The organism is Sphingobium sp. GW456-12-10-14-TSB1 (assembly GCF_059424385.1).
The window spans coordinates 580,119-605,635 of the sequence record NZ_JBWKZI010000002.1 but is presented as its reverse complement, the minus strand read 5'-3'; the positions used below and the strand labels follow the sequence as shown (position 1 = coordinate 605,635).

Below are 25,517 nucleotides of genomic sequence, written 5' to 3'. Positions count from 1 at the left end.
GCCGCAAAACCCCATGCGATAACGGACAATGCCCCTCTCCGTCCTGGCGTCGCAGCGACCGTGCTGACCACCCACCTTATCTGGGCCTGCTTAAAGGTGTGCCCATGAAGCGGGGCCTGATCCTCGCCGGCGGTTGTGCTTTAGCCTGCCTTACCAGCAATGTTCTAGCGCAGACGATCGAGGAGCGTGCACGCGCCGCCGCGCAAGCCTCCCGCAAAAAGAGCAGCGACAGCGACGCCTTGCAAAGCAACTATCTGACCCCAGGGCTTGGTGGTCAGCCGATCGCCACCATCGATAACAGCCAGCAGTTCACCCCCAGCCTTGCCTGCCAGAAATCGGCAACGGCGCTGGAAATATTGGCCCAGCCTGGACCTGGTGGCGATATCACGACCCTGCGCCTGACGCGCGACAAGGATCTGGACGGCACGTTCGACGAGACGCTCAATGTGCCCGTGCCGATTTCAGGCATCTGCGCCAATGGCGTCATTGCCTGCAATCAGGCAAGCTGGGACCAGTGTCGCAATTTCCAGTGGACCGTCGGCGGCGCTGGCGAGGTCAGGCTGGCCCAGGTCGAGCTCACCGCACTGGCAGGCTGCTATTGCGTCAACAATAGCTGCGGCGACAATCTGGTCTGGGGCAATATGGCTTCAGTCCTGAAGGATCTGGGCGGCGGGGTGGTAGGCGCGCTCACCACCGCCGATCCGCGCATAGGCATCACTCAGGCACAAATCGATGGGCCGGTCATCCGTTATACCGGCGCGCAGACGACCGCCTGCACCGCCAATCCGTCGGTCATCGCCACCGCCTACCGGAGCGATCCTGCCGCGATACAGGGTGACGCCTATAATACAGCAAAAGCCAGCAGCCTGTTCTTGGGCCTAGCCGGTTCCGCGATCGGCAGCGGCAAGGCCCAGGAAATCCGCGCCTGCACGATCACCCGCGACATTGGGGTCAAGTCCTGGGGCTATGACGACATTATGGGCGTTGGCGGCTCGATTGCGTCGGTCACCAGTTGCGGCGCGGGGTGCCGCCGCTACCAGATCCGGGGACCGGGCAGTTGTGGCAATAGTCCGCCCATCCATAGCGCCACCTTCGACCCCATCGCGCCTGACCGGATCCTGTCCGCGCGCATCACCGAGATGGGCGCGGACGACTGGGTACAGGCGCGGGTCAATGGCCAGATTATCGGTTCCGCCGGTAAGCGACCCTGGCCGGGCGAGGCGCTGCCGTCCGGCGACTGCCGGATCAGCGACGATCCCTGGGTTGAGCATACCACCATCGATGTGACCGCTCAGCTTAAGGCAGGTGCCATGATCGTGGGCGCCCGCGTGCGCGGCGGCGGCGATGGCAATTGGGGCTATGTCACGCTCGAAGTTCAGGTGGATACTGCCTGCGAGATCAGCGAAAGGTTGGTGGACCTGTGCTCAGGCTATGCCGCCGATCCGGCATGCCATCTTGCCAGCGAGACGGTCGATGGCGTCACGACCTTGCGCAACGGCGTCAACACCGGTCTTAAACCCCTGCCCTCAGCCAGGCTGTTTGGTACCGGCGCCTGCAGCGTCCAATATATGCGCGACTTTTTCGAGCGCAGCCGACGCTATGCCTGCACGCTCGATTTGGGCAGCGCGATGCAGCCCGATCTCACCCGTGGCGCCTATATCATCGACCATTCCACCGAGAGTCTACTCGCCGACCGCACGAGCGCCAAAGATGGGACGGTCGCCACATCGACTCGGCCCTTCACCTTGCCCGACCAGGGATCGTTCGCTACGTGCGAACCCATCTGCAAGACCCGCGCGCCCAAAGCCAATAGCGATGTCGCAGTCGATGGGGTCGTGGGCGCCCGACAGAATGATCCGGCCGGGTGGGACATCTATTTTCATAGTTGCACAACTAACAACGCTTGTCCGCTGGGCGAAGGCGAAGAACTGATCTCGGCCTGTGGCTGCCTCGATGATTTTCCCGAGGCCGTCGTCATGATGCAGACGGTTCGTCTGTCTGGTGCCGACCTAGTCTGCAGAGCGGAAGCCCGGTGATGCGCGTCACTCTTCCTGCCGGGCTCGCTATCGCCGCATGGGTGATGACCGCCAGCCTGTTTGCTGCTCCGTCTGCGGCGACTGCCCAACAGATTTGCGCGGCCGACCTCAATGGCAATGGCGATGCTGCCGATCCCGGTGAAACAGCAAGATGCGACGAAGCGACGGGTAGTGGCGCGCTATGCCCCATTCAGCAGGCAAGCTGTGTCGAGGATGCCGGCGGCACCTATAGCTGCCCGCTGGGAAACCAATATGCCTGCCGCACGCCGGTCAATGGCGGAACGCCCGCCTGTTCGCCCCATGCCTGCACGCCCGTTGTCGGCGGAGCGGTGGTGGTTGAGGCGCCGCTGGTCGATGATCCTGGCGCGTCAAATGACGGTGTTGTCGATGCCGACGGCAATTGCCTGGGTACGATCGAGATATTTTCGGGCCGTGCTGTGCGCTGCCGTCCCGCCGGCCTCAACACCAGCTTTTCCAATTGCTGCAAGGATCAAGGGAAGATCGTCAAGGACGGCATGGGGTCGTCCCTCTCTTCGATCGGCACCAAGATCGCTGTCGCCAAAGGCGTCTGGACCGGCATGAAGGCGGCCTATACCGCGTTCAAGGCAGGCGCGACAGCCAGTCAGGCGGCCAGCGCCGGGGCCAACGCAATCATCATCGGCATTGATCCCACCTCGATCGCGATCAGCCTTGCCATCAATGTCATGATGGATTTCCTGCTCTCGGGCTGTGACCAACAGGATATGGAAGTGGGCATGCTAAGGGACTCAGGCATGTGCCATGAGGTCGGCACCTATTGCGCCTCCAGCATCCTTGGCGTCTGCGTGCAGAAGGCCAAAGGGCATTGCTGCTTCAACAGCAAGCTTGGCCGGATCATTCAGGAACAGGGCCGACCTCAGCTTAAAAGCTTTAATGCGCTGGGCTGGGGAACCGCAAAACAACCCTATTGCCGGGGCTTTACCCCCCAGGAATTTCAGGCGCTCGATTTCTCGCGGATGGATCTGTCGGATTATTATGCCGACATCGAGGCGCGCGCCCAGAGCGATATTCAGATCGATATGGAGGACAGGATCGATGCGTATCTGCAGACGGTCAATCCCTAGCTGCGCCTGGAGCGCGACGGGACTGATGCTGATCGCTATGCCCGCGATGGGGCAGGATAAACCATTCACGCCAAACGGGCGCGACCAGGCGCAAGCGCAAGGCGCTGTTGCCATGGACCGGCTGAAGGAGAGTATCGCCAGGCGCAAGCCCGATACCACCGCCGGGCCGACGCAACTTCCCGCACTGCCCGATGATCAGCGGCGGCGGGCATTTGAAGGGTTACGAAAACATGGCGCATCGCCGGTCATGGATGCACGGGCGCGCGCGGCTCTCGACAAAGGCAAGGCAGGCTTAGCTGCCGAACGCGAAATTGCCGCAAAACGCCTGGCACAGGCATTGGGCCTCGAAGCGCCGGACATGCAGGCGGTAGCAGCTGTCATAGCGCCGCCCGTACAATCAGGCAGGGCTCCGCTGCTTTTTGCCTCATCCTCCATGCCTGTTGCGATCTTACGTTCCTATGCTGCCCAGCTTGAGCGCGTCGGCGGTGTGATCGCCTTTCGCGGCATGCCCGGCGGACTGTCGCAGGTCGCGCCGATGGCAAAGCTGAGCGCCCAAATTCTGCGGATCGACCCAGGTTGCGAAGGCCCGGCCTGCGCGATGCGCAATGTGCAGATCATCGTCGATCCGTTGGTGTTCCGCCAGCACGGGATCATACGCGTACCTGCGCTGGGTCTCATCCCTGCCGATCCGACCCAGCCCTATTGTGAACGCGAGGAGAATAGCCCGCAAAGCCAGCACCTCATCTATGGCGATGCGGCACTGTCGGGATTGTTGGAAGAATATGCCCGTCTGGGCGGAGCCAGGGAGGTCGCCGATGTTCAGGCTCGCCTGGAACGCCGCTAGAGGTATCGCGCCACGGCTGCGCGCGCTGCCAAAGGAAGCCGCGCTAGCGCTTGGAGCGGCGCGATCTGATGAACCGGGCCGCACACTCCAGCTGGCCAAAGCCTGCGCGATCATTCTCCCGATTGCGGCCGTCACCGCATGGGGGCTCCCGCAACTGACGCTCATCATGTCCCCTTCGATCGACGCCTGGCTGGTGCGCAAAGCGCCGGGGCCTATCCACCGCGGCGATCTGGTCTCGTTCAAACTCGTCCATCCGCTGGCCGGACCCGCGCCGGTCGATGTCACCAAATATGCGCTCTGTTTCCCCGGTGACCGGATAGAGATCGTCGAGACGCCTTCAATGACGCCGGGCGCCTGGGATGGCCGCTACTATTGCAATGGTCATCTCCTCGGCATCAGCAAGGCGATCGGACAAGATGGCCAGCGGCTTACCCACTGGAAACCTACCGCCTCGCGCATCGCTGCGGGGCATATCTATGTCGGCTCGACCCATGCGAACGGGTTCGACAGCCGCTATTATGGTCCAGTGGCCATCTCGCGCCTTATCCGGATGGAGAAGCTGCTATGATGCGCGTGCTCACGGCCTCGCTGTGGGCCGCTCTTTTGCTGCCTCAGCCTGCATATGCACAGCACTCCACCGGTACGCCGACGCCTGCGACAGCATCGCCATCCGTCCCGGCCATGAAGCAGGGCTATTGGTGGTATGCCCCACCGCCAGAGAAAACCAATGACACGGCTGAACCCGACACCCTGAGCAAGCCCGTCATTCCGCCCATGGCGGAGCTGGCGCGCTGGACCCCACCCAAAATACGCAAGCTGATCGAGGACCAGCGCGACTATGCCGCAACCGTGCTGAGCGTCGACGCCGTGTCCGATTTTTGGCGCTTGCAGGATTTTGCCCGGCGCAAGGCCCGCGCCTTTGCCGGCGTCACCCAGATCGCCATGCTCCAGCATCCTGAACTCAACGCCAAATCCGCCAATCCGATGGTGAGCGATGCGCGCGACCAGATGTTGGCGCAAAAGGACGGGGTGCGCCGCGCTTATCTCCGCGCACGGTCTCAGGAGTTTGCGCTTGTCATGTTCTCGCGCGCCAGTTGTGGCTATTGCCGGGTGCAATGGCCCATGGTCCAGCGGTTCCAGGACGAGATGGGCTGGCAGGTGACGCTCCAGGAACTCGACCGGCGGCCAGAGATTGCCCAGCGCTATGGGGTCGAGGTAACGCCGACAACCATGGTCATCCGGCGCGGCAGCGCGCAGCGTATGGTGATCGCCACCGGGGTCGAAGCCTATCCCAATCTCATCCAGACCGCCTATCAGGCCGTGCGCCTGCTGTCGGGGGATATTCGGCCAGAGCAGTTTCTCACCGGAGCCGGTGAAGAGGACGGCTTTTTCGATGCGCTTGCCAATGGGCCAGTCTCTACGAGCAGCGTCGAGGAACAAATCTCGGCGACCGGTGGGATGGTTGAGCCATGATGTGGCGGCGCTTCCTGTTCGTCCTGGCGGCGATCATCGCGCCATGGACAGCGGCGCAAGCCCGTTCGCCTTCGCGCGACGACGCCATGCGCGCCGCCATCCATCCGGTTGCTACCAGCGCTGCCATGCAGACATGGCTGGCACGCGTGCCGGTGACGCGGGATTTCCCGGCCGATTTTGCAGCGACGTTGGCACAACAAGCCCCGCTTTACGTCATCGAAATGACCACCAACCCGGCCTGTCTCCCCTGCGCTGATCTCTGGGCAAAGCTTGGCCGCTTCTCACGCACCTATCGCTGGCAGGTCCGTACCATCAGCGGTCAGGAAGCCCTGCTGCGATCGGGTCGCCTTGGGCTTCCATGGGTCGGCCACCCGGTCGCCTGGGTCCGACCGCTCAGCGACCCCAATCGCATCATCCCGATAGCGATCGGCACCGACCAGCCGCAAAATCTCGCGCGCAACGCTTATCTCGCCGCCAAAATGCTGACCGGCGTTCGCCCGGCCGTGGGCCTGCGCGCCATGGCGAAATTTACCGGAATCGTAGGCGCTCCACCCGCGCAGTCGGGGTCATCGCGTTGAGGCGCTCCAACCATATTTATCTCAATCTCGCGAAGGCGTCCCGCTGGCGGGCGGACGCCTCCTTGTCTGCTCATTCTCAAGGAAGCCCGCCATGCGTTCATTTTCCCAACGCCTTTCACTGACGGTCTGCGCGCTGCTCGCCACCTGCGGTGCGACCACTCCTGCCTATGCCCAGGGCTGGGCGGAAAGCTGGTTCGACAATGTGACCTACACCGCTCCTGGTTCCTTTGAGGACCAGACGCGCGGCTATGTGACGGCTGGCGGCATGTCCGGGCGCGTCGATGTCCATGATGATTATCTTATGTCGCTGACCCTGCCCAAGGTGAAGGCAGGCTGTGGCGGCATCGACATGTTCCTGGGTGGCATGTCCTTCCTTGACCCGGACTATCTGGTGCAGAAGCTGGAGAGCATTCTCCAGGCCGCGCCCGCCGTCGCGTTTCAGTATCTGCTCGAAACGCTCGACGAAAAAATGGGAAATATCATCTCGAAAATGGAGGCTGCGACCAATTTCCTCAATTCCATCCAGGTCAATGACTGCCGCCTCGCCAATCGCATGGTCCAGATCGCCAAAGGCGATGACAATATGTCGGGCATCATCGAGGAAATGACCGGCTATAAATCGGTGAAACAGGGCTTTGCCAAAAGCTATCAGCAAAGCCGCGAGAAGATCCAGGCGAACCAGAATAATCCAACCGAGGATTTGAAGGACGCGCTGGCCAATTGTCCCGCCGAGGTGACCGACATCTTCCGTACCGGTTCGCTGCTGTCGCATGCAGCCACGCGCGTGGGTGCAGGCGACTGGGCAGGCGTCATGCGCGCGCGGGTCGGCGACGTCTATATGCGCTGGGACGCGACCGACAAGGTGCCGATCTTCTCGGCCATCCCGGCCTGCCCGCACCAGGACAGCGAGAGTTCGCAGGATTTTCTGGCCGGCAAAGTCCAGAGCCGGGCGCTCGCCATACCGCCCACCGCCACAGACTGCGCCGCAGACGGCGGCAAGGGTGCGCTCGCACTGGCGCAGGCGCGCATGAACTCAATCGCTACGAAAATCCGCACACGCGCAGCGCTGTCCGCCGAGGAACGACAATTTGTCGCCAATGTGCGCACCTTGCCCGTCTATCGCCTGCTCGAATGGGGGGTGCGCCAGGGCGTGTCCGACAGCGTTATCGCCGACACGGACGAACTTGTCGCGTTGACGCTTGCCTATCAGATGCTCAACGACCTCACCCGCTCGATCGACTTTGCAGTGTCGAATGCCGAACGGGGAGCAAACGTGGCAGGCGCAGCCGATGGCGCGAATGCCAATATCTGCCAGACGCGCATCCTTACCAAGGGCATGGAGCAACTGCGCGACCTGCGCGACGAAGTGCTGCGCCAGCGCGCGCAGATGCGGCAAAGCTATATGGCCGCGCTCGCACAGGCCAATCTCTCAGCCAATTATGCAAGCCTGCTACGCACCCGCGATCGCGACGCGCGCGAGGCGACCGGCACCGTTTCCGGCACCAATCGCTGAACATCCCAGAAAGGCTCCACCGATGCGTCGCCTTGTTCGCGCCCTATCCGCCCTTCCCATTCTATTTGGCTCCACGCAGGCCTTTGCGCTGGAATCGAGTTTCCATACCTATGATGGCTTTGCCGAAACGGTCGATGCGTTCCGCCTGGTTTCGATGATCTTTGGCGACCCACGCTATGAAACGCTGGTCCTGATCTGCGCAGTCGTAGGATTAGCGCTGGGCGTGGTGCTGGCTTCCATTCGTGGCCAGGGCATGGGCCTTGTCGGGTTCGGCTTCCAGATGCTGATGGGTGTTGGCCTCTTTGTCGGGCTGATCGCCACGACCGGTACCGTCCATGTCTATGACCGGGTACGCAATGCCTATCAGGCAGTCGGCGATGTGCCCAACCTGATCGTCCTGGTCGCAGGCGTCACCAATTTAATGGAACGGGCGCTTGCCGAAACCATCGATGACAATAGTCTTGATCCCAATGCCAAACTGGAATTTGGCGCAGGCGGTCATTCCTTCGACCTGTTCTTGAACGCAGTATCACCGCGCGGGCCGATGACCGACAGCTTTCTCGATGCCACGATCAAGGATTATGTCCGGCAATGCTATCCGGTGGCCCGCATATCGCCTGCCTATGGCGTGGATGACGACCAGCTGTTCCGCGGGACGACCGACCTTCCCGCAGCCTTCGCCGCCATGGCGGGACCAGCAACGTTCAGCACGGTGTTCACCTCGGCCGACAAGGCGGGCACGACCATGACGTGCCAGGGAAGCTGGGATCATATCCAGTCGCGTCTCAATGACTCCACCTTGTTTGAGGAATATTCCCGCCAAGTGTGCCAGAGCACAGGCTATGATGTGGCAGACGCCAGTCAGCTCGCGCGCTGTCGCACCCGGCTTGGACAAATGGGCGAGGTGATGATGGGGACGCCGCTCACGCTCCAAGCGTTCATGAGTGACATATTGCTGGGCAACAGCGTGGGGGAGGTGCTGTACGAGGATAGTCCAGCAACTGCCGCGCGGGTCATGGCGAACCGGGCAGTCATCTCAAGCGGGCTTTCGACCATGTCGGTTGCCAATCAGTGGATGCCGACCATTCGTGCTACGGTCTTTGGCATCATGCTGTTCATGATGCCGATCGCGCTGCTGTTCATCCTTACCCCCATCAACCTTCGGGTAGCCAGTTTTGCGCTCGGACTGTTCGTATTCGTCGCAATGTGGGGCGTGATCGATGCGGGCATCTATCAGCTCACCGTGGGCCGGGCGATGGGGGTGCTGGCCGAAATGCGGTCCAACCATGTAGCCGTCAATGCCTGGATGCTCGCCCCCTCTTCGGCGATGAAGGCGCTGGCGATATTCGGGACGTTTCGCACGGCTGCCGCTGGCCTTGCAGGCGCATTCGTGTTCACGGTGTTCCGCTTTTCGGGCAATGTCTTCTCTTCCTTCACCGGTGGCGCGTTGCAGGCACAGGGCCAGGGTAGCGCGGCGGCCGCACCCCTTATGACGCGGGAAGGATTTGCCTCGGCGCTGGAATCGCAGGCATCGGCTAGCGGGACGATGGCCCGGCGCGGTGCAGCATCGAGCTTCGGGGACTTTGGTGAGCGCTCAACCTTTGGCGGCAACCGCGCCTTTGGTTCAGCGGGCAGCGTGATCGGTGATCATGGCAGTGGGCTCGCTGGAAACAGCGCGATGGCGCTGGGCGGCATTGATGCGGCGCGAGAGTTGGGCGGGCTGTCGCCAGCGCTTGTCGGGCGCAACCTTGCCGATCCCGCGACGGCACAAGCGGTTCGCGCCAGCGCCACGACCGGCGCTATTCATGACTTTGCCCAGAAGGATGCGTTGCGGGCGCTTGGCACCGGCTATTTTGGCGAAGGGCAATCGGGCGAGCGGGCGTTTGCGGCGTTCGCCCAGAATATGGTGCAGTGGAAGGCGTTCGGCGACAATCGTGCCTATGACATGATGTTGTCTGGCACCCAGCGCCATTTTGAGCGCAACGGCTATGATGCGAAGGACGCAGCGCTCAAGGCTTCGACCCTGATCGGGCAGGCTGCTGCTGATCCGACTTTCGCCAAGCTCAGCGCCAATGCTTTCGATCAGGTGCAGATGTTGCGCAATGACCTGACCGCAGCGCAGGTGACAGTCGGCGCGATGGAAGGTCGCCGTGACTATGCCGGGGACCATGTCACCCAGGTGGAGCGTGGCAATGTGGCAACCGAGCAGGGCTGGCGGACGGGCAGCAATGCGGGGCAAAGAGAAGCAGCCTCTATGCTCGGCCTGTCGATCGACGAAACCGGGCGACGTGTATCCTTCATCAACGCGCTGTCTGGAGAAGCACGATCGAGTGCCATCACCCAGCTTTCGCGTGCGACCGGGCGCAATGAGGCGCAGGTCATGCATGCACTGGAAAGCTATAATGCCGCAGCCCAGGTGGGAACAGCCGATGGTGCGACTGCGGAGGCCGCGCGTGAAGGCACGAGCGTCTATGGACGGACGCGGGAAGCGGCGGGCTATGATTTTGCCGAGCGGTCGGGAAAGCTCGACGCGCAGCGCGAAGTTGGCCCGGACGGCACGCGCTCGGCCGCGCGCATTGGCGAACAGCGGCGGCAGAGCGAGAATTTTGGGTTTGCACAAGGGGCGGCTGCGGCAGGGGCTTCGGTGCGCGAGGCCGCGCGGCTCGACAGCTTCATCCAGGCGCTCAGCCGTACCGCCGGGAACCAGGTCGACATGGCCGAGGACGGCACGGCGGGCATCGCCGATCGGGCGCGCAACGAGCGGCTTGGCCGCATCGTCGAGAATGAGAGGCTGACCCGGATGCAAGGATTGCTGCGCGACAATGGTGTCAACCTTACCAAAAGGCAGATCGCGATGGACCAGAATGGCGACCTCAACCTCAATCTGACGCCGCAGACCGCAGCGCAGATGTGGCAGGCGGGCCTTATCAACGAAAGCCAATTGGGCGCAATTGCCAAGGGCGGGCGGGCGCGGCTGAGTTTTGCCCATAACGACCTGTTGGTATCGAGCAGCACCGGGTTCAGCCAGTCGGCGCGCTCGGACACCAGTACGCGGTTCGAGGCAGGCAAACAGGCTGGGCCAGATACGGTCGAGCATTTCCTGGGCGGCGGGGCGGAAGGCCATGCCATGATGGCAAACTGGCTGCGCGGCGGATTCGAGATGGATCGCAAGGGGGAGTGGCGACTGAAGCCGCAAGTTGTTGACACGCTTCAGCGTGACGTTCAGGCGATCATGGCGCAGACAGGGTGGACCCGGTCGCTGTCGCGTAGTGCGAGCCACCAAGTGTCGAATAGAACATCACTTGGCGCGAATTTGGGAGGGAGCGTCGAAAGCCAAACTCAAGGCAAACCAGATTCGCGTCAGACGAGTGGTCATTTGAGCGGTCAGGCGGGACTAGAAACGTCCGATGCAGGACTGGGTTCTACCGACGCCACAGCGGGCATCGATATCGTCAACTATGATGTCAGGAATGCTATTGCGGCAGCTGAATTGTCGGCATCCCGCTCGACAAATCCCCCAGTTACATTTGCTACCGAACTCCAACGCCAAATTCTTGGGCACGACGGTCTTCGCAATCGCTATTTGAGGGAAGCAGACGCGGGACGAGGCACATGGGATCTCACTGCGCCACTCACATCGTTCGAACAAAGCAAGATTTTGGATAGTGGTCGCTTTAGCGGCGATCGTAACGCGGGTGTTGGTGATGGCGACCCGACATTTAAGGACCGCTAATGCTTCCCCCTGACATGCTTATCGAGCCACGCTTGGCTGGCAGGGTTGCCAGGATGCCAATGGTAGCTTGAATCAGCTGGGTCGGTAGGATCCATTCGAGGAAACTGGTGTACGCGGCGAGCACTCGAATCTGGCTCGTGCTCCGCCTTCACCTCAAAATGATAGCGTATCCACGCGCGGAAAAAACCAAAACCCAGCACTGGCACGATCAAGAATGGATGGAAAAGCAGGATGATGGGGGTGATATGTTCTGCATTGAGAGAGAGATTGGGCGCGAAAAACGCAATCAACCAGAATATTGCAGCTGCTGTCCACCATGACTTGGCATACCATGGCCGCCAGAGCCAATGTGCTGCTTCAGGCTTTACCAGATCTGGGGTCTGCGGCGGTTCACCTGGAATGGGTTTGTCATCCGTTCCGTTCATGCGATGCTCCTTCTGGTCGATACTATCACGCCCGGGGTTCCGCAGATAAAAAATCACTCCCAAAATGAGAGCATTCACCCTCCCCCTCTCCTCCCCTTGGATAATTGCTGAAAGGTTGGTCGGAAGGCACCCATGCTCCAATTTTCGCAAAGCGCATGAGAGCAAAATGACAAGAAGGGCCGATCCTAAGAGCCGCCTGCTCCGCCTTCCAAGCAGAACCCAGCCACCGCTTGCAAGCTTGCGCAAATTCCCGCGAAATTGCGCGCAACCGCGGTTAGTTGCGCATTGACTCTTATAGTTGCGCGATTTATCTTTTGCGCAAATAAGGAAGTTATGTGGCACGACTAATACCTGAAGCTGACCTACAAGCGATCGAGGCCGCTGTGGCCCAATTCCCGGATGGTGCGTCAGCAGCGCAGATCACTGACGCGCTCGCGGAACCTGGTGCCCGTCGTACCCTCCAATATCGTCTTCGCGCATTGGTTGACGCGGGTCGGCTACGCCTTACCGGCGACGGGCGTGCAGCCCGATATCACCATGGTGATGAGATCATCGCCCAGCCTGACCCAGCCGACATCGTCCCGATATCACCTGAAGGCAGAGCTGTCCTTGCCTATGTGCGCCAGCCCGTCGCGGTGCGACAACCGGTCGGCTATGACCGCACCTTCCTGGATCGTTACCGGCCCAACGAAACCTTCTATCTGACCCAGCAGCAGCGCGATCATCTGGCTACAATCGGCAAGCCGCAGATTGAGGCCGCAGCGGCAGGAACCTACGCGAAGCAGATACTGAATAGGCTGCTTATCGACCTTGCATGGAATTCCAGCCGTCTCGAAGGCAACACATATTCGCTGCTCGATACGCGGCGGCTGCTGGATTTCGGGGAAGCCGCCGAGGGACGCGGACCGCGCGAAGCGCAGATGATCCTCAATCATAAAGATGCGATCGAGTTTCTCGTCGCCAACGCCAACGATGTCGGGTTCAATCGCTATACGATACTCAACCTGCATGCGCTATTGGCGAACAATCTGTTAGCTGACCCGACGGCGGTGGGGCGACTGCGCCACATCATCGTAGGGATAGACGGTTCAACTTTTCATCCACTGGAAGGTCCGGGTCTCATCGAGGAGTGCTTCGATCAAATCCTTGCCACAGCGGCGGCCATCGACGATCCATTCGAGCAGGCCTTTTTCATAATGGTGCAGCTTCCTTATCTTCAGCCCTTTGACGATGTGAATAAGCGCGTATCACGCCTCGCCGCCAATATTCCCATGATCCGGGCGAACCTTGCGCCGTTGTCGTTCACCGAGGTTCCAGGCGACCTTTACACGCGCGCCACGCTTGGCGTCTATGAACGCAACGACATAACATTGCTCCGCGACGTATTCCTTTGGGCCTATCAGCGATCCGCAGCGCGCTACGCCGCCGTTCGTCAATCAATGGGTGAGCCAGACCCGTTTCGCCTGCGCTATCGGGAACAGTTGCGCGATGTCGTTCGGGATGTTGTGCGCGGTGCCATGAGCCGACAGGCGACACGCGCGCATCTGGTCACGACGTCCCGTCAATTCATCCCAACGGCCGATCAGGACCAGTTTGCCGAGGTCGCAGAAACAGAGTTGCTGGGCTTGCACGAGGGCAATTTCGCGCGATACCTGGTTCGTCCGTCGGAATTTGCTGCATGGCAACAAATCTGGAACGCAGGGTGATTGCTACGCTTAACTCAATGGCTTGGATTGGGACTTTCCCGAATGTCGGCTTCGGAGCGTCGAAGCGTGGAAAGCAGACGTTAGGGATGGCCATCGCTGTCGCTACCGTTTTCGACCTTACGAATCGCCGCAATGGAAAGGCGAGCTTTTCAGTAGAGCCGAACCTAACTGCTCAATCAGTCCAGCAAACTCCAGAACTGCCGACTCTTTGATTACCAGCCGCTGCCCAACGGCGTAGGTCGCATCGCCACTCCGCGTAATGTAGTCTGCGTCTACGATGCCCTGTTGGTGAGCAAGTAAATGGCGTTGCTGGTAGAAAACTCGGAGACGATCCATAGCTGCCGTGCCTACAATTTTCTCAAACGACGACCCCGCCACCGTATCCCACAGATTGGATCCCGCATCGAGGTTTTGAAACGCATTTCGCCGGGCCGATACGCCGGCCCGGCTTTCGTAAATCTGCTCCGCTAGGCGCTGAAACGACATCACCGTATCCTGAATAGCCTTTTCCAGCAGTGTGCGAGTCATCAACTCAGCTTCGTCCGGGCCTAACGTGTTGCGTAGAGTTTCACGTAGCCCAGCGGCGGTCCTGATGGTGGCGAGGGTCTGCTGAAATGTGTGGTGGGCAGAGTTATGCCCGCAACTAGGACAGAAATATGCGGCACCTACGTATGAATAGCGACAGCCGCAAGAATCGCATTTGGTACGCAAGCGCATGGGCTCTGCGGATGCAACCGGCAACAACACTGCGTTGCGGCCACCTTTCACGTTTAGGGTGATGCTTAGGAACGAGCCTGGCCGCTGTCGCCGCTTCGAAGCCGCGGCATCTGCTCGCATCGCCCCGTTGATGCGATTAATCACGACTCCGCGCGCGTACTGCTTGGCCGCTTCTATCTGCTCCGTCGTGTACCAAGACTTTGCCGGTGCGGCATGTCGGCAGGATGGGCAGAACACTTCCTCATCGCGGACGAGATTTGTCCAGTCTTCAGCAACTATCTTGAATTGGAACAGGCATGCTTCAGCCGGGCATTCCTTATCGGCATATCCCTCAGAATCGGCTTCCAAAGGAACCTCTACCTGTTGAAGGCGGGAGAGGCGGTCAAGTTCGTGTTGGAGGTTCTCAAACATGCAGCCGCTCGGATGTTGATGGTTCAGTACATAACATGAACGAATGGAGGGCATATGTCCAGTTGCGCTGACCTTGTTCGCCTAGGCTGAACGAGATTGATCATTGCGGAGTGCTTCGAGGCAATTTGGAAATGTCGTCCCGAAAAGTTCGGAAAGCTCTTCTATGGTCGCGGATGTCGGGATGTGCCGTACTTGTATCGTTGCGATAGCATCACGATCTTTACTGCTCTGCAAGAGGACCACGGATCATGACCGAAATCGACTGGGACAATCTGCCGCCGACGACAATCCCAACCGATCTGGGACTCACTGTGAAAGGGTTCGAAAACGAGGAGGGCGCGCGCGAACTCGGTCATGCGGTGCTCGATGCCATTAGGCTGTTTGGCCGCTTCATGAACCTGTCGACGCTTGATGGGGTCACGGTTGCGATCGACTATGATCAAGCCCTAGCCGATCTCGACCGCGGCCTGCCTGGGCTAAGGCCGCTTACCCGCTCGAACACCGCCGAGATGCAGGGCGTCGCGATGTCGCCGGCGGTGATGCGCGACGGTCAGGTCAAAACACACCTCGTCTTTAACGCCCAGATGGTCGCAGGCCTTACAGCCGACATCGCGGCCGAGGAAGACAAAGCGGCGGCCATCGGAATCATCGCGCATGAATGCGCGCACGTGCAGGTCACGGCCCAGAAAGAGGCGGCAATCCCCGAGGCGCGCTTCGGTACTCGGATCGAAGGCTATGAGCGTTCGGTGATGTTCCAGATCGCCGAGGTCTGCTGGGACGAATATGCCGCCTGCCGAATGTCGGCGCTCTTCAATCGCCAGCAGACCCGATACCATGGCGAGTCTATGATCGGGACCGTCGCGATCGCCCGTGACCGCGCCAATGCGGCTATCAAGGCTTATCGCACCCACGCTGATATTGACCAGCTTGTTGGCGAAGCAGGTCCCGCGCTGGTCCAACCGATCAAGATCGGCGCCTATCTGCTGGGCGGGATGGACGGGGAAGGCTTTGACTGGACCGATGTCCCAGGCATAAGGGCGGCGATCGTCAATGCTGGCTATGACGATTTGATCGACGAGCTTCACGCCATCCTGCGAGAGCTTTGGGACAGCCAAGGCGCATGGGACCCGAGCATCGCTACGTTCGAACCGCTTATCGATTTCGCCCATGAGGTGTTCGCCGATGGTGGGCTTATCTTCCACACCGAAGATGACGGGCGCTGTCATATCGACGTGCCCTTCTCGTCGGAAACGATGCCGAACGCGTTTTACCATTGATCAGCTGTATCGCGGCGAAACCGCGTCCCCTCGTCAGCGCGCGGTATTGGCGGTGTGAAACCTTTGCGCAGTGAACACTACTATCTTCGGTTGACTGAGAAAAAGGATGTTGGACAGCAGCATCAGGCCTCTCAATTCGCACGGCGAGGGCGTGTGTTCGCCTGGCCCGCACCATCGACTGATGGGCTAAAGCCGGCCCTCGGTCACGCGAGAGGGTTGTCATCCTCCTCGGCGACAAGATTTCCCGGTGCGAAATTCAGCGCGATACCTGGCGTTCTACCGGCTTCATGGAACCATAGGCTGACGATCTTCGCGTCGTCGCTCGCTGGAAGGGGTTTCGCACTGCGAACCTTGAATGTCGTAGGCAGGTTCACCGCGTTCCCGAACACAAGCGCATGCTGCTTGGGCAGCGTCGGTAGACGCCGGAGGACGCCCTCGGAAATCGACGGGGACATCTGGCGGATCTGCGACAGATCGTCCGGATTCTGGATGCGGTGCACCACGAAGTTGGAGCACTGTGAAAGGACGGTCTTCGACAGCTCGCTCGGGCGTTGCGATGCCACGATCAGGAAGAGACCGTACTTCCTTCCCTCCTTGGCTATGCGGTCGAAGATCCGCCCGGCGTCCAGCGCATAGCGCGACGGTGTCGCGGAAATGTATCGATGCGCCTCCTCTAGCAGCAGGTGGACTGGAAAGCGGTTACGCGGCTCCGCCTGCCGCAGAAGGCGAAACACCATCCGCGCGGCGATCGCGCTCACCAGTTCGACGACCTCGTCTTCGACGGCATTCATGTCGATAATTATAATCTGGGAAGTCTTGGCGCTCGCGCCCTGGACGGAAGCGAGGCCCAGCAGCCTTCCCAGAAACGGCCCCGTCTCCTTGGAATCTTCCGCTGCCGAATGACGAAGAAACGCATAGTCCTGGCGTTCGAGCAGGGCCTTATATCGCGTAACCATTTGCGAGCAATAGTCGCGGATCTGCCGATTCCCGTGTGCCTCTTCATAGAGCAAAGCGAGATCGATCGCCTCGCCCAGCGTGTCGAAGTCGAATGGCCGGTTCGAATAGTCAGGTAGCCTGAAGTCGTTGATGACGTATCCGCCCTGGCCATCGTCACCCGACAGATAGGCGAACGCGCCATCCACATCATTCATGTTGCCATAGTGGACGTGGATCATGGCGCCGATGGTGGCAGAGTTGATCTCGTCCGTGCGGAACCGTTGGAGGATTCCCAATATCCGGGTCTCTTTCGCACCCGGTGGACTCTCGTCGGAAAGGATGCCGGCCACACACTTGGCGAGGATGTGGTTGCGGATCTTGGTCAGCTGCTGGCCGGCGCCGCCGTCGAACAGGGTGGCCAGTCCCAAGGCCATACGAAGGATCGGCACCTGCGTGCGCTCGCTGGCCTGGAGCAGCAGCTCCCATTCTGACAGGTCGAGGAACCAGTGCGGAATTCGGAACCGGCCAGGGTCGGCCGTGCCGTCGAGAATGAGACGGTCGACCCCGATCACTCCGGCCTTCCTGATGTCCTCAAATGCCTGATGGTACTCGCCGTTGACGTCGAGCACGACGAACGTTGCGCCACGGGCGTGATGCTCGGCTGGCTTCGTGAAAAGCTCCTGCAGGATCGACGCTACCGTACACGACTTGCCGCTGCCCGTGTTCCCCAGCACGGCGGCATGCCCCCCGAAGAGGTCGTCTATCCGCGCCTTGACCTGATAGCCGTCGAAAACCACAGACTTGCCGATTTCGAGAATGCGCAGGCGTGTCGCATCGTGGGGAACGCAGGGCCCCTCATCGGGGCCGGCAGAGGGTTCCGACGCCGGGTTGGTGTCGAATATCCGATCCAGCTCATGATCCAGCGCGTAGAGCGCATCTGCGTAGAGGGAAGGAAAAACTGATACGCCGAACCTGAACCGCCCCCCTTCGATGGGCAGCATGCCGACCGGCACCACGTCGAGGAACTTGGCGGACGCCGCCTTGTCGATGTCTCCACCCGACCCGGCATCCTTCTCGCGCAGGCCGACGATCTCCGCGACCACATACTCGGCCTGCGCCGGTATCATCACGAACGATCCTAGCCGCGCGACGTAATGAAGGTCGTCGAAGCCCACCACGGTGAAGCTGTCTGTCCCACCGCGCATCTCGATGACGAACTTGTCGGCCGAAACCGCGACGACCGAGCCGATCGCCCGCCGGCGATCGTCAGTCGCCATCGGTCGCGTCCTGCGCCGAGCCGGTGCCTTTGGCCATCTTCTGAAGGACCAGCTTCACGGCGTCGTCTATCCGGTCGGACGGCTGACGTGGAAGGAGGTGTTGCACGATCGTGGAAAAGTAATGAGCTGGCGCACCGTCCTTCGGGCCTGGTCCGCCGATGATCCATATCCGCGGATCGCCTAGGGCGCGCAACTTGGCGATATCGCCTTCCGATTCGGGGTCGGCGAAAATGATCAGCCTGAAGGTTGGGACGGTCAGGGCCTGATATATGATATTGTTGATGTGCTCGTCGCCGAATGCGAATCCCATCGTGATGAGAACGCTCTGCTCGCGTACGATGCGCGACTGGAATTCCCTGAACAGATCCGAATAAGGTGAACCGAGGCTCGAGTTCTGCTTCGAAGGTGTCGGAAAGATCATCACCTTCGACGGCTCGCTCTGCGGCCACAGCTCCCGGATGGGGAAGAGACCGTGATCGTCCTCGGTCCAGCTGATCGAACCGTGCAGCTTGCACAGATAGACGAAGCCGTCGACCGCCGACCACTTCCTGTTGGTGATGTCGAGCTGCTCCGCCATCGCGTATCTGAAGGTGGACGGGTTGAACCGGCGCTCGACCACGCCCGAGAAGCCGTTGGCATATGGCAGACCCAGACGGTCCATCGCTCGCTCGTTGAACAGGTCGTAGTTCGTGGAGAATATCCACGGTCGTGGGAGTGATCGGTCGCGAAGGATCAGCCGCCGATAGAATGACTCGTACGTTCCCAGCACGGAGTCGTCGCCCTTCGAGAACAGGCCTGCGGTGCACCTCTCCCACAGGAAGGCCTGCACCTTCCCGATCATCTTCTCGATCTTGGCGGCCTCCTCCTCGTCGCCATCATCGTCACTGCGCCTCAGCACGAACCGCAGCGCGTGTAGGGTCTCCATCAGGCGTTCGAGGTTGCGTGCATACTCGCCTTCGAGGCTCAAACCGTAGCCGGCAAGGCAGCTTCGCTCCGACGCGTCGAACACCCAAGGCTCGGCACCTTCTGGAGCAGCGCAGAATTCCCTGGCCAATGGCAGCATCGTCGAGATGCCGCGCTCCTTATCATCGACCACCATCGAGGAGCAGCCTGCGCCGAGCAAGAACGCGACGTTCCGTGCACCCAACGCCTCGGCAAGGGCCTTGCGTACCTGATCGGGCCCCTTCTCCCAGTCCAAGTCCTGAGCGGCGTGATCACCTTGTCGAATGAAAGAAAAGCCTGAGGTCGGTGCTGGCGCCGGTGCCAGATTTTCGTCCTGAGTATTTACCGCTTCGCTCACGCGTCATCCCTGATCCAGTTACGATAGCATATCGACACCATTCAGCCGAGTAATACAACCGTTGCGACGGGCGAGGTGGCACAGGATTTTTCTCGACCTCTGACGCTTCGCCTTCGCCCTTCCATTTCACCCTCAATCATTGGGATGATAAACACGGGGCGGCATCGACCAATCGTACGTTCAGTATGGGCAAGGGGTCACCACTGATTGACCGCTGAATGCAACTGCCAGTATTGGGGCACATTGCTATCTGGCGGCTTCGCATTTAGCGGACAGCAAGTTCTAGGAGGAGCTGTCTATCCAAGTCCGAACGTAAACGAGGCATCTTGGTCGACAGCTGCCGGAAAAGCGGAATGTCTGCCGCTGGGAATCGCAAATCTGGCGCCGAGCGACCGGCATGGGTCGCGATCGCAGCCGGGTGACGGCCTACGCTGATATGCATTCAAGGCCGAATTCGCCCTGCTAATGAAACAGTCGCACTCTCTCATTTTCCCGACTGCTCAACCAGCCTTGCCGCCAAATCTCGCGCGGTGCGTGCTGCCCCCATTAATGTCGCCGATCCCGCCCCACTCCAGTCACCATAGCCCGCAAGCCAAAGCCGCGGTTCCCTGATCGATCGTTGCCCGTTTAACAGTACGCGGCCATCTCCCTCGACCACGCCTAGTTCGAAAAGGTGATTCAGCGCGGGCCTGAACCCGGTACACCAGATGATGGCATCGACGGCCATGTCCGATCCGTCCGGCCAGACGATGCCAGTGGGCGTCATCCGGTCAAAAGGCCTTACCGAAGACAAGTCGCCCCGGTCGCGCGCGGCCTTGACCGGCGGAACCATGACGATGTCGCCAATGCCTCCGACCGGCATATCATTTGCGTCGCCCTTCATGCGCGCGACAGCCCGTTCGAACAGCACGCGGCCATCGACGTCATCGGGCAGGAAGATCGGTTCCTGGGTCGTTACCCATAGGGTACGGGCTATCGGGGCAATCTCGGCTATGATCTGCGCGCCGCTGTTGCCGCCGCCGACCACCAGCACGGTCTGACCGGCATAGTCTTCGGGGCCAACATAGTGCGCGGAATGAACCTGACCGCCTTCGAACAACGCGCGTCCGGCTATGTCCGGCACATAGGGATGCGACCATGTGCCGGTCGCGCTGACGACCATCCTCGCCGTCATCTTGCCCTGGTTCGTGGCGATCTCCAGCCCTGCGCCGCCTGGCTCGATCGTCTCCACACGGACAGGTCGGCGGATCGGCAGGTCGTAGCGGTGCTCATAAGCGCGCAGATAGGCGAGCACATCGTCGCGGGTCGGATAGCCTTCATGATGGGGCGGCGGCATCATCCAGCCGGGAAGCGAACTATATCCAGCCGGCGAGAACAGCCGGAGCGAATTCCAGCCATGGCGCCACGCACCGCCAGGCCCGTCTTCGCGATCGAGGATCAGGAAGTCCGCTTTGGCGCGGCGCAAATAATAGCCGAGCGCCAGGCCCATCTGTCCGCCGCCGACGATGATGATGTCATGCCTGTTCAATGCCTGGTCCTGACTCAAGCCGGCAGAAGGGATCGTGCCGGGTCAGTCCTGCATGGGCTATTATGTCACCTGTGACGATAGACGATGGAGGGCGGCGCTAGTTGCGAACGCTATTCGGCGGACGACCCTGCAAGCGCCTCGCGCATGATGTAATAGAGGCTGTGCTGCTCGATCGTGCCCTTGACCAGATGCGCCATCGGCCCTGATGCGCGGGCCAGCACATCGTCGCCACCGTGCGTTTCCGACCCCAGCGGCACCAGCGCCTGCTGGCGATAGTCGAGCGCCGTCGTGTCGGTCTGGAGCGGATCGGCGCGCGGCGTGTCGATCGTTGCGCCCGGACCATTGGCGTAACCCAGCGTCGTATAGCCTTTGCCGTCCTTCGCCTTGAGCGCCTGACCGCCATTGGTCACCGTACCCAGGATCGGGTTGCCGCGACCGGGGTAGCCGCTGATCGCGAAGGTGTGGCTATGGTCCGCGGTTGCCAGCACCAGCGTATCTGTGCGGTCGGTCACCTCCATCGCGACCTTGACTGCCTCGTCCATGGCGATGGTGTCCTCCAGCGCCCGGCGGGCGTTGCCAGCATGATGCGCGTGGTCGATCCGGCCACCTTCCACCAAAAGGACATACCCCTTTTCGCGGCTGCCCAGCATGGTGATTGCCGCACGGGTCATATCCGCCAGCGAGGGCTCTCCGCCGAAGTCCTTCGCGCGATCGGCTTCATATTGCATATGGTCTGGCTCGAAGAGGCCGAGCAGGCGCGAGGTTTTGGCGAAATCGACCTTGGCAAAGGCGTCGCTGTTCCAGACATAGGCGCCACGCGGATTGCGCCGCTGCCATGCTTTGGTCAGGTCTTTCCGATCGGTGCGCTTTCCCTTGGCAGCGGCATATTCGGGGTCGCGACTGGTCGTCGGCAGAAAGTTGGCGCGGCCACCGCCCAGGATGAGGTCGAGCCGTGAACCGACATCGCCTTCGATCATCTGCCGCGCAATGTCGATGCAGCCCTGCGCGCGGGCGTCGGCGGACAGGTCGCCATCGGCTTCCCAGTCGCGCTGGCGGTGTGGGCATAGGTGGCGGCAGGCGTCGCATGGGTGATGCGGGCGGTGGAGATCACGCCTGTCGCCATGCCCTGCACCTGAGCAAAGCCAAACAGTGACGGCAGTTCGTGCGCCTTGCTGCCGGCGCAGTCATTTTCCGCCACTTCGGGGCCGACGCCAATGACGCCATTGCGCGTCTTGACGCCGGTCAGGATCGCCGTGGCGGTTGGTGCCGAGTCCGACACCTGCCCGTCATGGGAGTAGGTCTTGATCAGCGCGGTGTTGGACAGGCGGTCCATGGCGGGGACGAAGGATTCACCATCCACGCCCTGCCGCTGCCCCTGATGGATGCGCGCTGCGGTCAGGGTGCTTACGCCCATGCCGTCGCCGATGAACAGGATGATGTTGCGCGCCTTGCCGATCACCGGTGCATCCGCCTTGATACGCTCCAGTTCAGCCATCGCCTGCGCGCGATAGGCGTCCGTCGTCGTGGCGTGCTGGGCCAGCGCCGGACCTGCGGTGATGAGTAGCGCAACGATAAAAGGGCAAGCGAAACGGCGGGCTGCCAGCATGAAAGGTCTCCTTTGGGAGAAGCTCCTTCCACGCAATGATGACATAAAGACTACAATGATTCGATATTTTTGCGTTTCTCGAAATATCATTGACGGCCGTCTTGTGGGACCATAATTCGACGATGATCGAATCGAGGGTAGCAATGGATCAGGATAAAGCTGTCGCCGCACTTGCCGCGCTGGCGCAGGATACACGGCTTTCGGTGTTCCGCCTGCTGGTGAAGGCCGGTCCCGATGGCATGATTGCGGGCGCGCTTGCGCAGGCAATGGATGTGCCGCCGTCCACCATGTCCCACCATCTGGCCAAGCTGGAGCAGGCCGGACTTGCCACCTCGTGGCGGACGAGCCGTCTCATTCACTATGCTGCGGACTATGCCGGGATGCAGGCGTTGCTCGGCTTTTTGATGGCCGATTGCTGCCAGGGCGATCCCCAGATGTGCGACAGCCTTCTTTCATCCATCCGTTGCGATGCAGTTTCCCAGGGAGCCCCAGCATGACCGACAAGATCTATAACGTCCTGTTCCTGTGCACCGGCAATTCCGCCCGCTCCATTCTGGGCGAAGCGTTGATGAACAAGCTGGGCGAAGGCCGTTTTCGCGCCTGGAGTGCAGGCAGCCAGCCCAAGGGCGAAGTCCACCCCATGGCGCTGTCCGTCCTTTCGGGGCTGGGCTTCGACGTCGAGGGGATGCGCTCCAAAAGCTGGGACGAGTTCGCCGTGCCCGGTGCGCCGCAGTTCGATTTCATCTTCACCGTCTGCGACAATGCGGCAGGCGAGACCTGCCCGGTGTGGATCGGTCATCCGATGACCGCGCATTGGGGCATCGAAGATCCCGCGGCGGTCGAGGGGGATGGGCAGCGCGACGCATTCCTTCAGGCGCTGCGCTTTCTGCAGAACCGCATCGCCCTGTTCCTGGCACTGCCGCTCTCCAGCCTGGATGACATGGCGACACGCCGCAAGCTCAAGGAAATCGGACAGAGCGACGGTGCCAGCACCAAGGCGGGAGCGGACCTATGACACCGGACATCATCATCTATCACAACCCGGAATGCGGTACGTCGCGCAACACGCTGGCTATGATCCGTAACGCGGGTATCGAACCGCATGTCGTGGAATATCTCAAGACGCCGCCATCCCGAGCCATGTTGGAAGGCCTGATTGCGCGTGCCGGGATCGCCCCCCGCGCTCTGCTGCGGGAAAAGGGCACGCCCTTCACAGAGCTGGGGCTGGGCGATGACAGCCTGTCCGACGCCGCGCTGATCGATGCGATGATGGCGCATCCGATCCTCATCAACCGCCCCTTGGTGGTGTCGCCGCTGGGCGTCACACTGTGCCGTCCTTCCGAAGCCGTTCTCGACCTGATCCCGGCAGCCCAGCAAGGCGCCTTTGCCAAGGAGGATGGCGAGCAGGTCGTGGATGCCACTGGTGCCCGCGTGGGCGCGGCCTGAACGATGGCGGCTACCGCTGTCCGTCAGGCAATTCAAGCCGACGCTTCGGCGATTGCCGCCATCTACGCCCATCATGTCCGCCATGGCACGGCCAGTTTCGATACCGTGCCGCGCTCACTGGTCGAAACCGAAGGCAGGATCGCGGAATGTTTTGCGAGAAGCTGGCCCTTTCTGGTCGCTGAGCAGGACGGGCAAGTGGTGGGCTATGCCTATGCTACGCAATTCCGTGACCGCCCTGCTTACGGGTCGACCTGCGAAAACTCGATCTATGTTCATCCCGACCGTCAGGGCCAGGGCATCGGCAAAGCGCTTCTGGGTGCCCTGCTGGGGCAGGCACAGGCGGCCGGATTTCGCCAGATGATCGCCGTCATCGGGGGTGGCGAACCGGCGTCGGTCGCCCTTCATGCCCGCCTCGGCTTCCAGCACGCTGGTCGCATGCACTCGGTGGGGCGCAAGTTCGGTCGCTGGCTCGACACCATCTACATGCAGATTGCGCTGGGTGCCGGAGATTCCGCCCCTCCGCTCAAGGAACCTCAATGACCCAGACCTGTCGTCCGCGCCTGTCGTTCCTCGACCGCTACCTGACCTTGTGGATTTTCCTCGCCATGGCGCTCGGCATCGGCCTGGGTACGAGCGTCGAGGGGCTGCCGCAAGCGATCAACAGCCTGTCCTGGGGCACGACGAACATCCCGATCGCCATCGGCCTTATTCTGATGATGTATCCGCCGCTTGCGCGGGTGCGCTATGAAGAACTGCCGCGCGTGTTCGAGGATAGGCGGGAGCTGGCGATCTCGCTGATCCAGAACTGGATCATCGGGCCGGTGCTGATGTTCGCGCTGGCGGTTCTCTTCCTGCGTGACCAGCCGGAATATATGACGGGTCTGATCCTGATCGGCCTGGCTCGCTGCATCGCCATGGTCATCGTCTGGAACCAGTTGGCCAAGGGCGACAATCAATATGTCGCGGCGCTGGTGGCGTTCAACTCGATCTTCCAGATCCTGTTTTTCAGCGTCTATGCCTGGTTCTTCCTTGCTTTCCTGCCACCACTGTTCGGGCTGGAGGGCAGCGTCATCGACGTCAGTTTCTGGACGATCGCAGAGGCCGTGCTGATCTATCTCGGCGTTCCGTTCCTGGCGGGATATCTGACCCGCAAACTGTTGGTCAGGGCGAAAGGCGATGACTGGTATGAAGGCGTATTCCTGCCAAGGATCGGTCCCGTCACGCTGATCGCCCTGCTGTTTACGATCGTCGCCATGTTCAGCCTGAAGGGCAATGAGATCGTCACGCTGCCCAGCGACGCGATCCGCATCGCCATCCCGCTGACCATCTATTTCGTCGTGCAGTTCACGATCAGCTTCTTCATGGGCAAGCTGATCGCCAGCGATTATCCACGCACCACGGCGGTAGCCTTCACGGCGGCGGGCAATAATTTCGAGCTTGCGATCGCGGTCGCCATCGCCGCGTTCGGCCTTGCCTCCCCCGTGGCCTTTGCCGCGGTGATCGGACCGCTGGTGGAGGTGCCGGTTCTGATCCTGCTGGTCAATGTCGCCTTCTGGTTCGGACGCCGCTGGTTCCCGGATACGGTTCCTGCGAGAGATCGGGCATGAC

21 protein-coding genes and 1 pseudogene are annotated in these 25,517 nt (G+C 61.0%); 15 read left to right on the top strand and 7 right to left on the bottom strand.

Translation table 11 applies throughout. The annotated features are described in order from the left end of the window. Positions 1-104: 104 nt before the first annotated feature. The 8 genes from AC07X9_RS19985 to AC07X9_RS19950 all read left to right on the top strand — a co-directional run bounded on the left by AC07X9_RS19985 (position 105) and on the right by AC07X9_RS19950 (position 11,280). Entirely contained in the window at positions 105-2,036 is a 1,932-nt protein-coding gene (locus AC07X9_RS19985) for a hypothetical protein (RefSeq protein ID WP_086486092.1), read from the top strand. Between the two features lie 44 nt (positions 2,037-2,080). Then, positions 2,081-3,139, top strand: a complete 1,059-nt coding sequence (gene traN / locus AC07X9_RS19980; RefSeq protein ID WP_254908179.1) for a conjugal transfer protein TraN — start codon at positions 2,081-2,083, stop codon at positions 3,137-3,139. After that, a complete protein-coding gene (locus AC07X9_RS19975) occupies positions 3,111-3,983 on the top strand; it encodes a type-F conjugative transfer system pilin assembly protein TrbC (RefSeq protein ID WP_336969626.1) in 873 nt (290 codons plus the stop codon). Before traN ends, AC07X9_RS19975 begins: the two co-directional genes overlap by 29 nt. Further along, positions 3,955-4,551 carry a S26 family signal peptidase gene (locus AC07X9_RS19970; protein WP_086486094.1) on the top strand — a complete coding sequence of 199 codons (597 nt, stop codon included), beginning with the start codon at positions 3,955-3,957 and terminating at the stop codon, positions 4,549-4,551. Before AC07X9_RS19975 ends, AC07X9_RS19970 begins: the two co-directional genes overlap by 29 nt. Then, positions 4,548-5,456: a conjugal transfer protein TraF gene (locus AC07X9_RS19965; RefSeq protein ID WP_086486095.1), complete on the top strand. Its 909-nt coding sequence runs from the start codon at positions 4,548-4,550 to the stop codon at positions 5,454-5,456. The genes AC07X9_RS19970 and AC07X9_RS19965 overlap by 4 nt, the downstream gene beginning before the upstream one ends. Continuing rightward, positions 5,453-6,034 carry a hypothetical protein gene (locus tag AC07X9_RS19960; RefSeq protein WP_414711423.1) on the top strand — a complete coding sequence of 194 codons (582 nt, stop codon included), beginning with the start codon at positions 5,453-5,455 and terminating at the stop codon, positions 6,032-6,034. The genes AC07X9_RS19965 and AC07X9_RS19960 overlap by 4 nt, the downstream gene beginning before the upstream one ends. 91 nt (positions 6,035-6,125) lie before the next feature. Continuing rightward, a complete protein-coding gene (locus tag AC07X9_RS19955; protein WP_086486097.1) occupies positions 6,126-7,547 on the top strand; it encodes a conjugal transfer protein TraH in 1,422 nt (473 codons plus the stop codon). A gap of 22 nt (positions 7,548-7,569) precedes the next feature. Then, positions 7,570-11,280, top strand: coding sequence for a conjugal transfer protein TraG N-terminal domain-containing protein (locus AC07X9_RS19950; protein WP_086486098.1), 3,711 nt, complete (start codon positions 7,570-7,572; stop codon positions 11,278-11,280). Here the strand turns inward: AC07X9_RS19950 and AC07X9_RS19945 are convergent. Next, positions 11,277-11,783, bottom strand: coding sequence for a hypothetical protein (locus AC07X9_RS19945; protein WP_176342142.1), 507 nt, complete (start codon positions 11,781-11,783; stop codon positions 11,277-11,279). The genes AC07X9_RS19950 and AC07X9_RS19945 overlap by 4 nt on opposite strands. 509 nt (positions 11,784-12,292) lie before the next feature. After that, positions 12,293-12,430 (bottom strand): hypothetical protein, encoded by a 138-nt coding sequence (locus AC07X9_RS19940; RefSeq protein ID WP_495197996.1) that lies wholly within the window; start codon positions 12,428-12,430, stop codon positions 12,293-12,295. Between the two features lie 195 nt (positions 12,431-12,625). On the opposite strand from AC07X9_RS19940, the gene AC07X9_RS19935 reads away from it, so the two are divergent. Then, complete coding sequence (locus AC07X9_RS19935) at positions 12,626-13,411, top strand: Fic family protein (RefSeq protein ID WP_254908122.1); 786 nt, start codon at positions 12,626-12,628, stop codon at positions 13,409-13,411. Between the two features lie 117 nt (positions 13,412-13,528). Here AC07X9_RS19935 and AC07X9_RS19930 read toward each other — a convergent pair whose 3' ends face one another. Beyond that, positions 13,529-14,539 carry a hypothetical protein gene (locus AC07X9_RS19930; RefSeq protein WP_086486100.1) on the bottom strand — a complete coding sequence of 337 codons (1,011 nt, stop codon included), beginning with the start codon at positions 14,537-14,539 and terminating at the stop codon, positions 13,529-13,531. Positions 14,540-14,787: 248 nt separating this feature from the next. On the opposite strand from AC07X9_RS19930, the gene AC07X9_RS19925 reads away from it, so the two are divergent. After that, positions 14,788-15,816, top strand: a complete 1,029-nt coding sequence (locus AC07X9_RS19925) for a hypothetical protein (protein ID WP_086486101.1) — start codon at positions 14,788-14,790, stop codon at positions 15,814-15,816. A gap of 203 nt (positions 15,817-16,019) precedes the next feature. Here AC07X9_RS19925 and AC07X9_RS19920 read toward each other — a convergent pair whose 3' ends face one another. From AC07X9_RS19920 to AC07X9_RS19905, 4 genes and pseudogenes are all read right to left on the bottom strand, one after another. Further along, positions 16,020-18,029 (bottom strand): ATP-binding protein, encoded by a 2,010-nt coding sequence (locus tag AC07X9_RS19920; RefSeq protein ID WP_086486102.1) that lies wholly within the window; start codon positions 18,027-18,029, stop codon positions 16,020-16,022. Beyond that, complete coding sequence (locus AC07X9_RS19915; protein ID WP_254908123.1) at positions 18,019-19,329, bottom strand: SIR2 family protein; 1,311 nt, start codon at positions 19,327-19,329, stop codon at positions 18,019-18,021. The genes AC07X9_RS19920 and AC07X9_RS19915 overlap by 11 nt, the downstream gene beginning before the upstream one ends. A 484-nt stretch (positions 19,330-19,813) precedes the next feature. After that, positions 19,814-20,857 carry an ArsO family NAD(P)H-dependent flavin-containing monooxygenase gene (locus AC07X9_RS19910; RefSeq protein WP_086486408.1) on the bottom strand — a complete coding sequence of 348 codons (1,044 nt, stop codon included), beginning with the start codon at positions 20,855-20,857 and terminating at the stop codon, positions 19,814-19,816. 110 nt (positions 20,858-20,967) lie between these two features. Further along, positions 20,968-22,271, bottom strand: a pseudogene (locus AC07X9_RS19905) (alkaline phosphatase). Between the two features lie 335 nt (positions 22,272-22,606). On the opposite strand from AC07X9_RS19905, the gene AC07X9_RS19900 reads away from it, so the two are divergent. Genes AC07X9_RS19900 through arsB form a run of 5 tightly spaced genes read left to right on the top strand, consistent with a single transcriptional unit; the run spans position 22,607 to position 25,516 of the window. Next, positions 22,607-22,960: an ArsR/SmtB family transcription factor gene (locus AC07X9_RS19900; protein WP_086486409.1), complete on the top strand. Its 354-nt coding sequence runs from the start codon at positions 22,607-22,609 to the stop codon at positions 22,958-22,960. Beyond that, entirely contained in the window at positions 22,957-23,478 is a 522-nt protein-coding gene (locus tag AC07X9_RS19895) for an arsenate reductase ArsC (RefSeq protein WP_086486105.1), read from the top strand. The genes AC07X9_RS19900 and AC07X9_RS19895 overlap by 4 nt, the downstream gene beginning before the upstream one ends. Continuing rightward, entirely contained in the window at positions 23,475-23,909 is a 435-nt protein-coding gene (gene arsC, locus AC07X9_RS19890) for an arsenate reductase (glutaredoxin) (protein WP_086486106.1), read from the top strand. Before AC07X9_RS19895 ends, arsC begins: the two co-directional genes overlap by 4 nt. Before the next feature lie 3 nt (positions 23,910-23,912). Then, the gene (locus tag AC07X9_RS19885) at positions 23,913-24,449 is read left to right on the top strand and encodes a GNAT family N-acetyltransferase (protein ID WP_086486107.1); all 537 of its coding nucleotides are present in this window, start codon (positions 23,913-23,915) and stop codon (positions 24,447-24,449) included. Next, positions 24,446-25,516: an ACR3 family arsenite efflux transporter gene (gene arsB / locus AC07X9_RS19880; RefSeq protein ID WP_086486108.1), complete on the top strand. Its 1,071-nt coding sequence runs from the start codon at positions 24,446-24,448 to the stop codon at positions 25,514-25,516. Before AC07X9_RS19885 ends, arsB begins: the two co-directional genes overlap by 4 nt. Position 25,517: the final 1 nt, after the last annotated feature.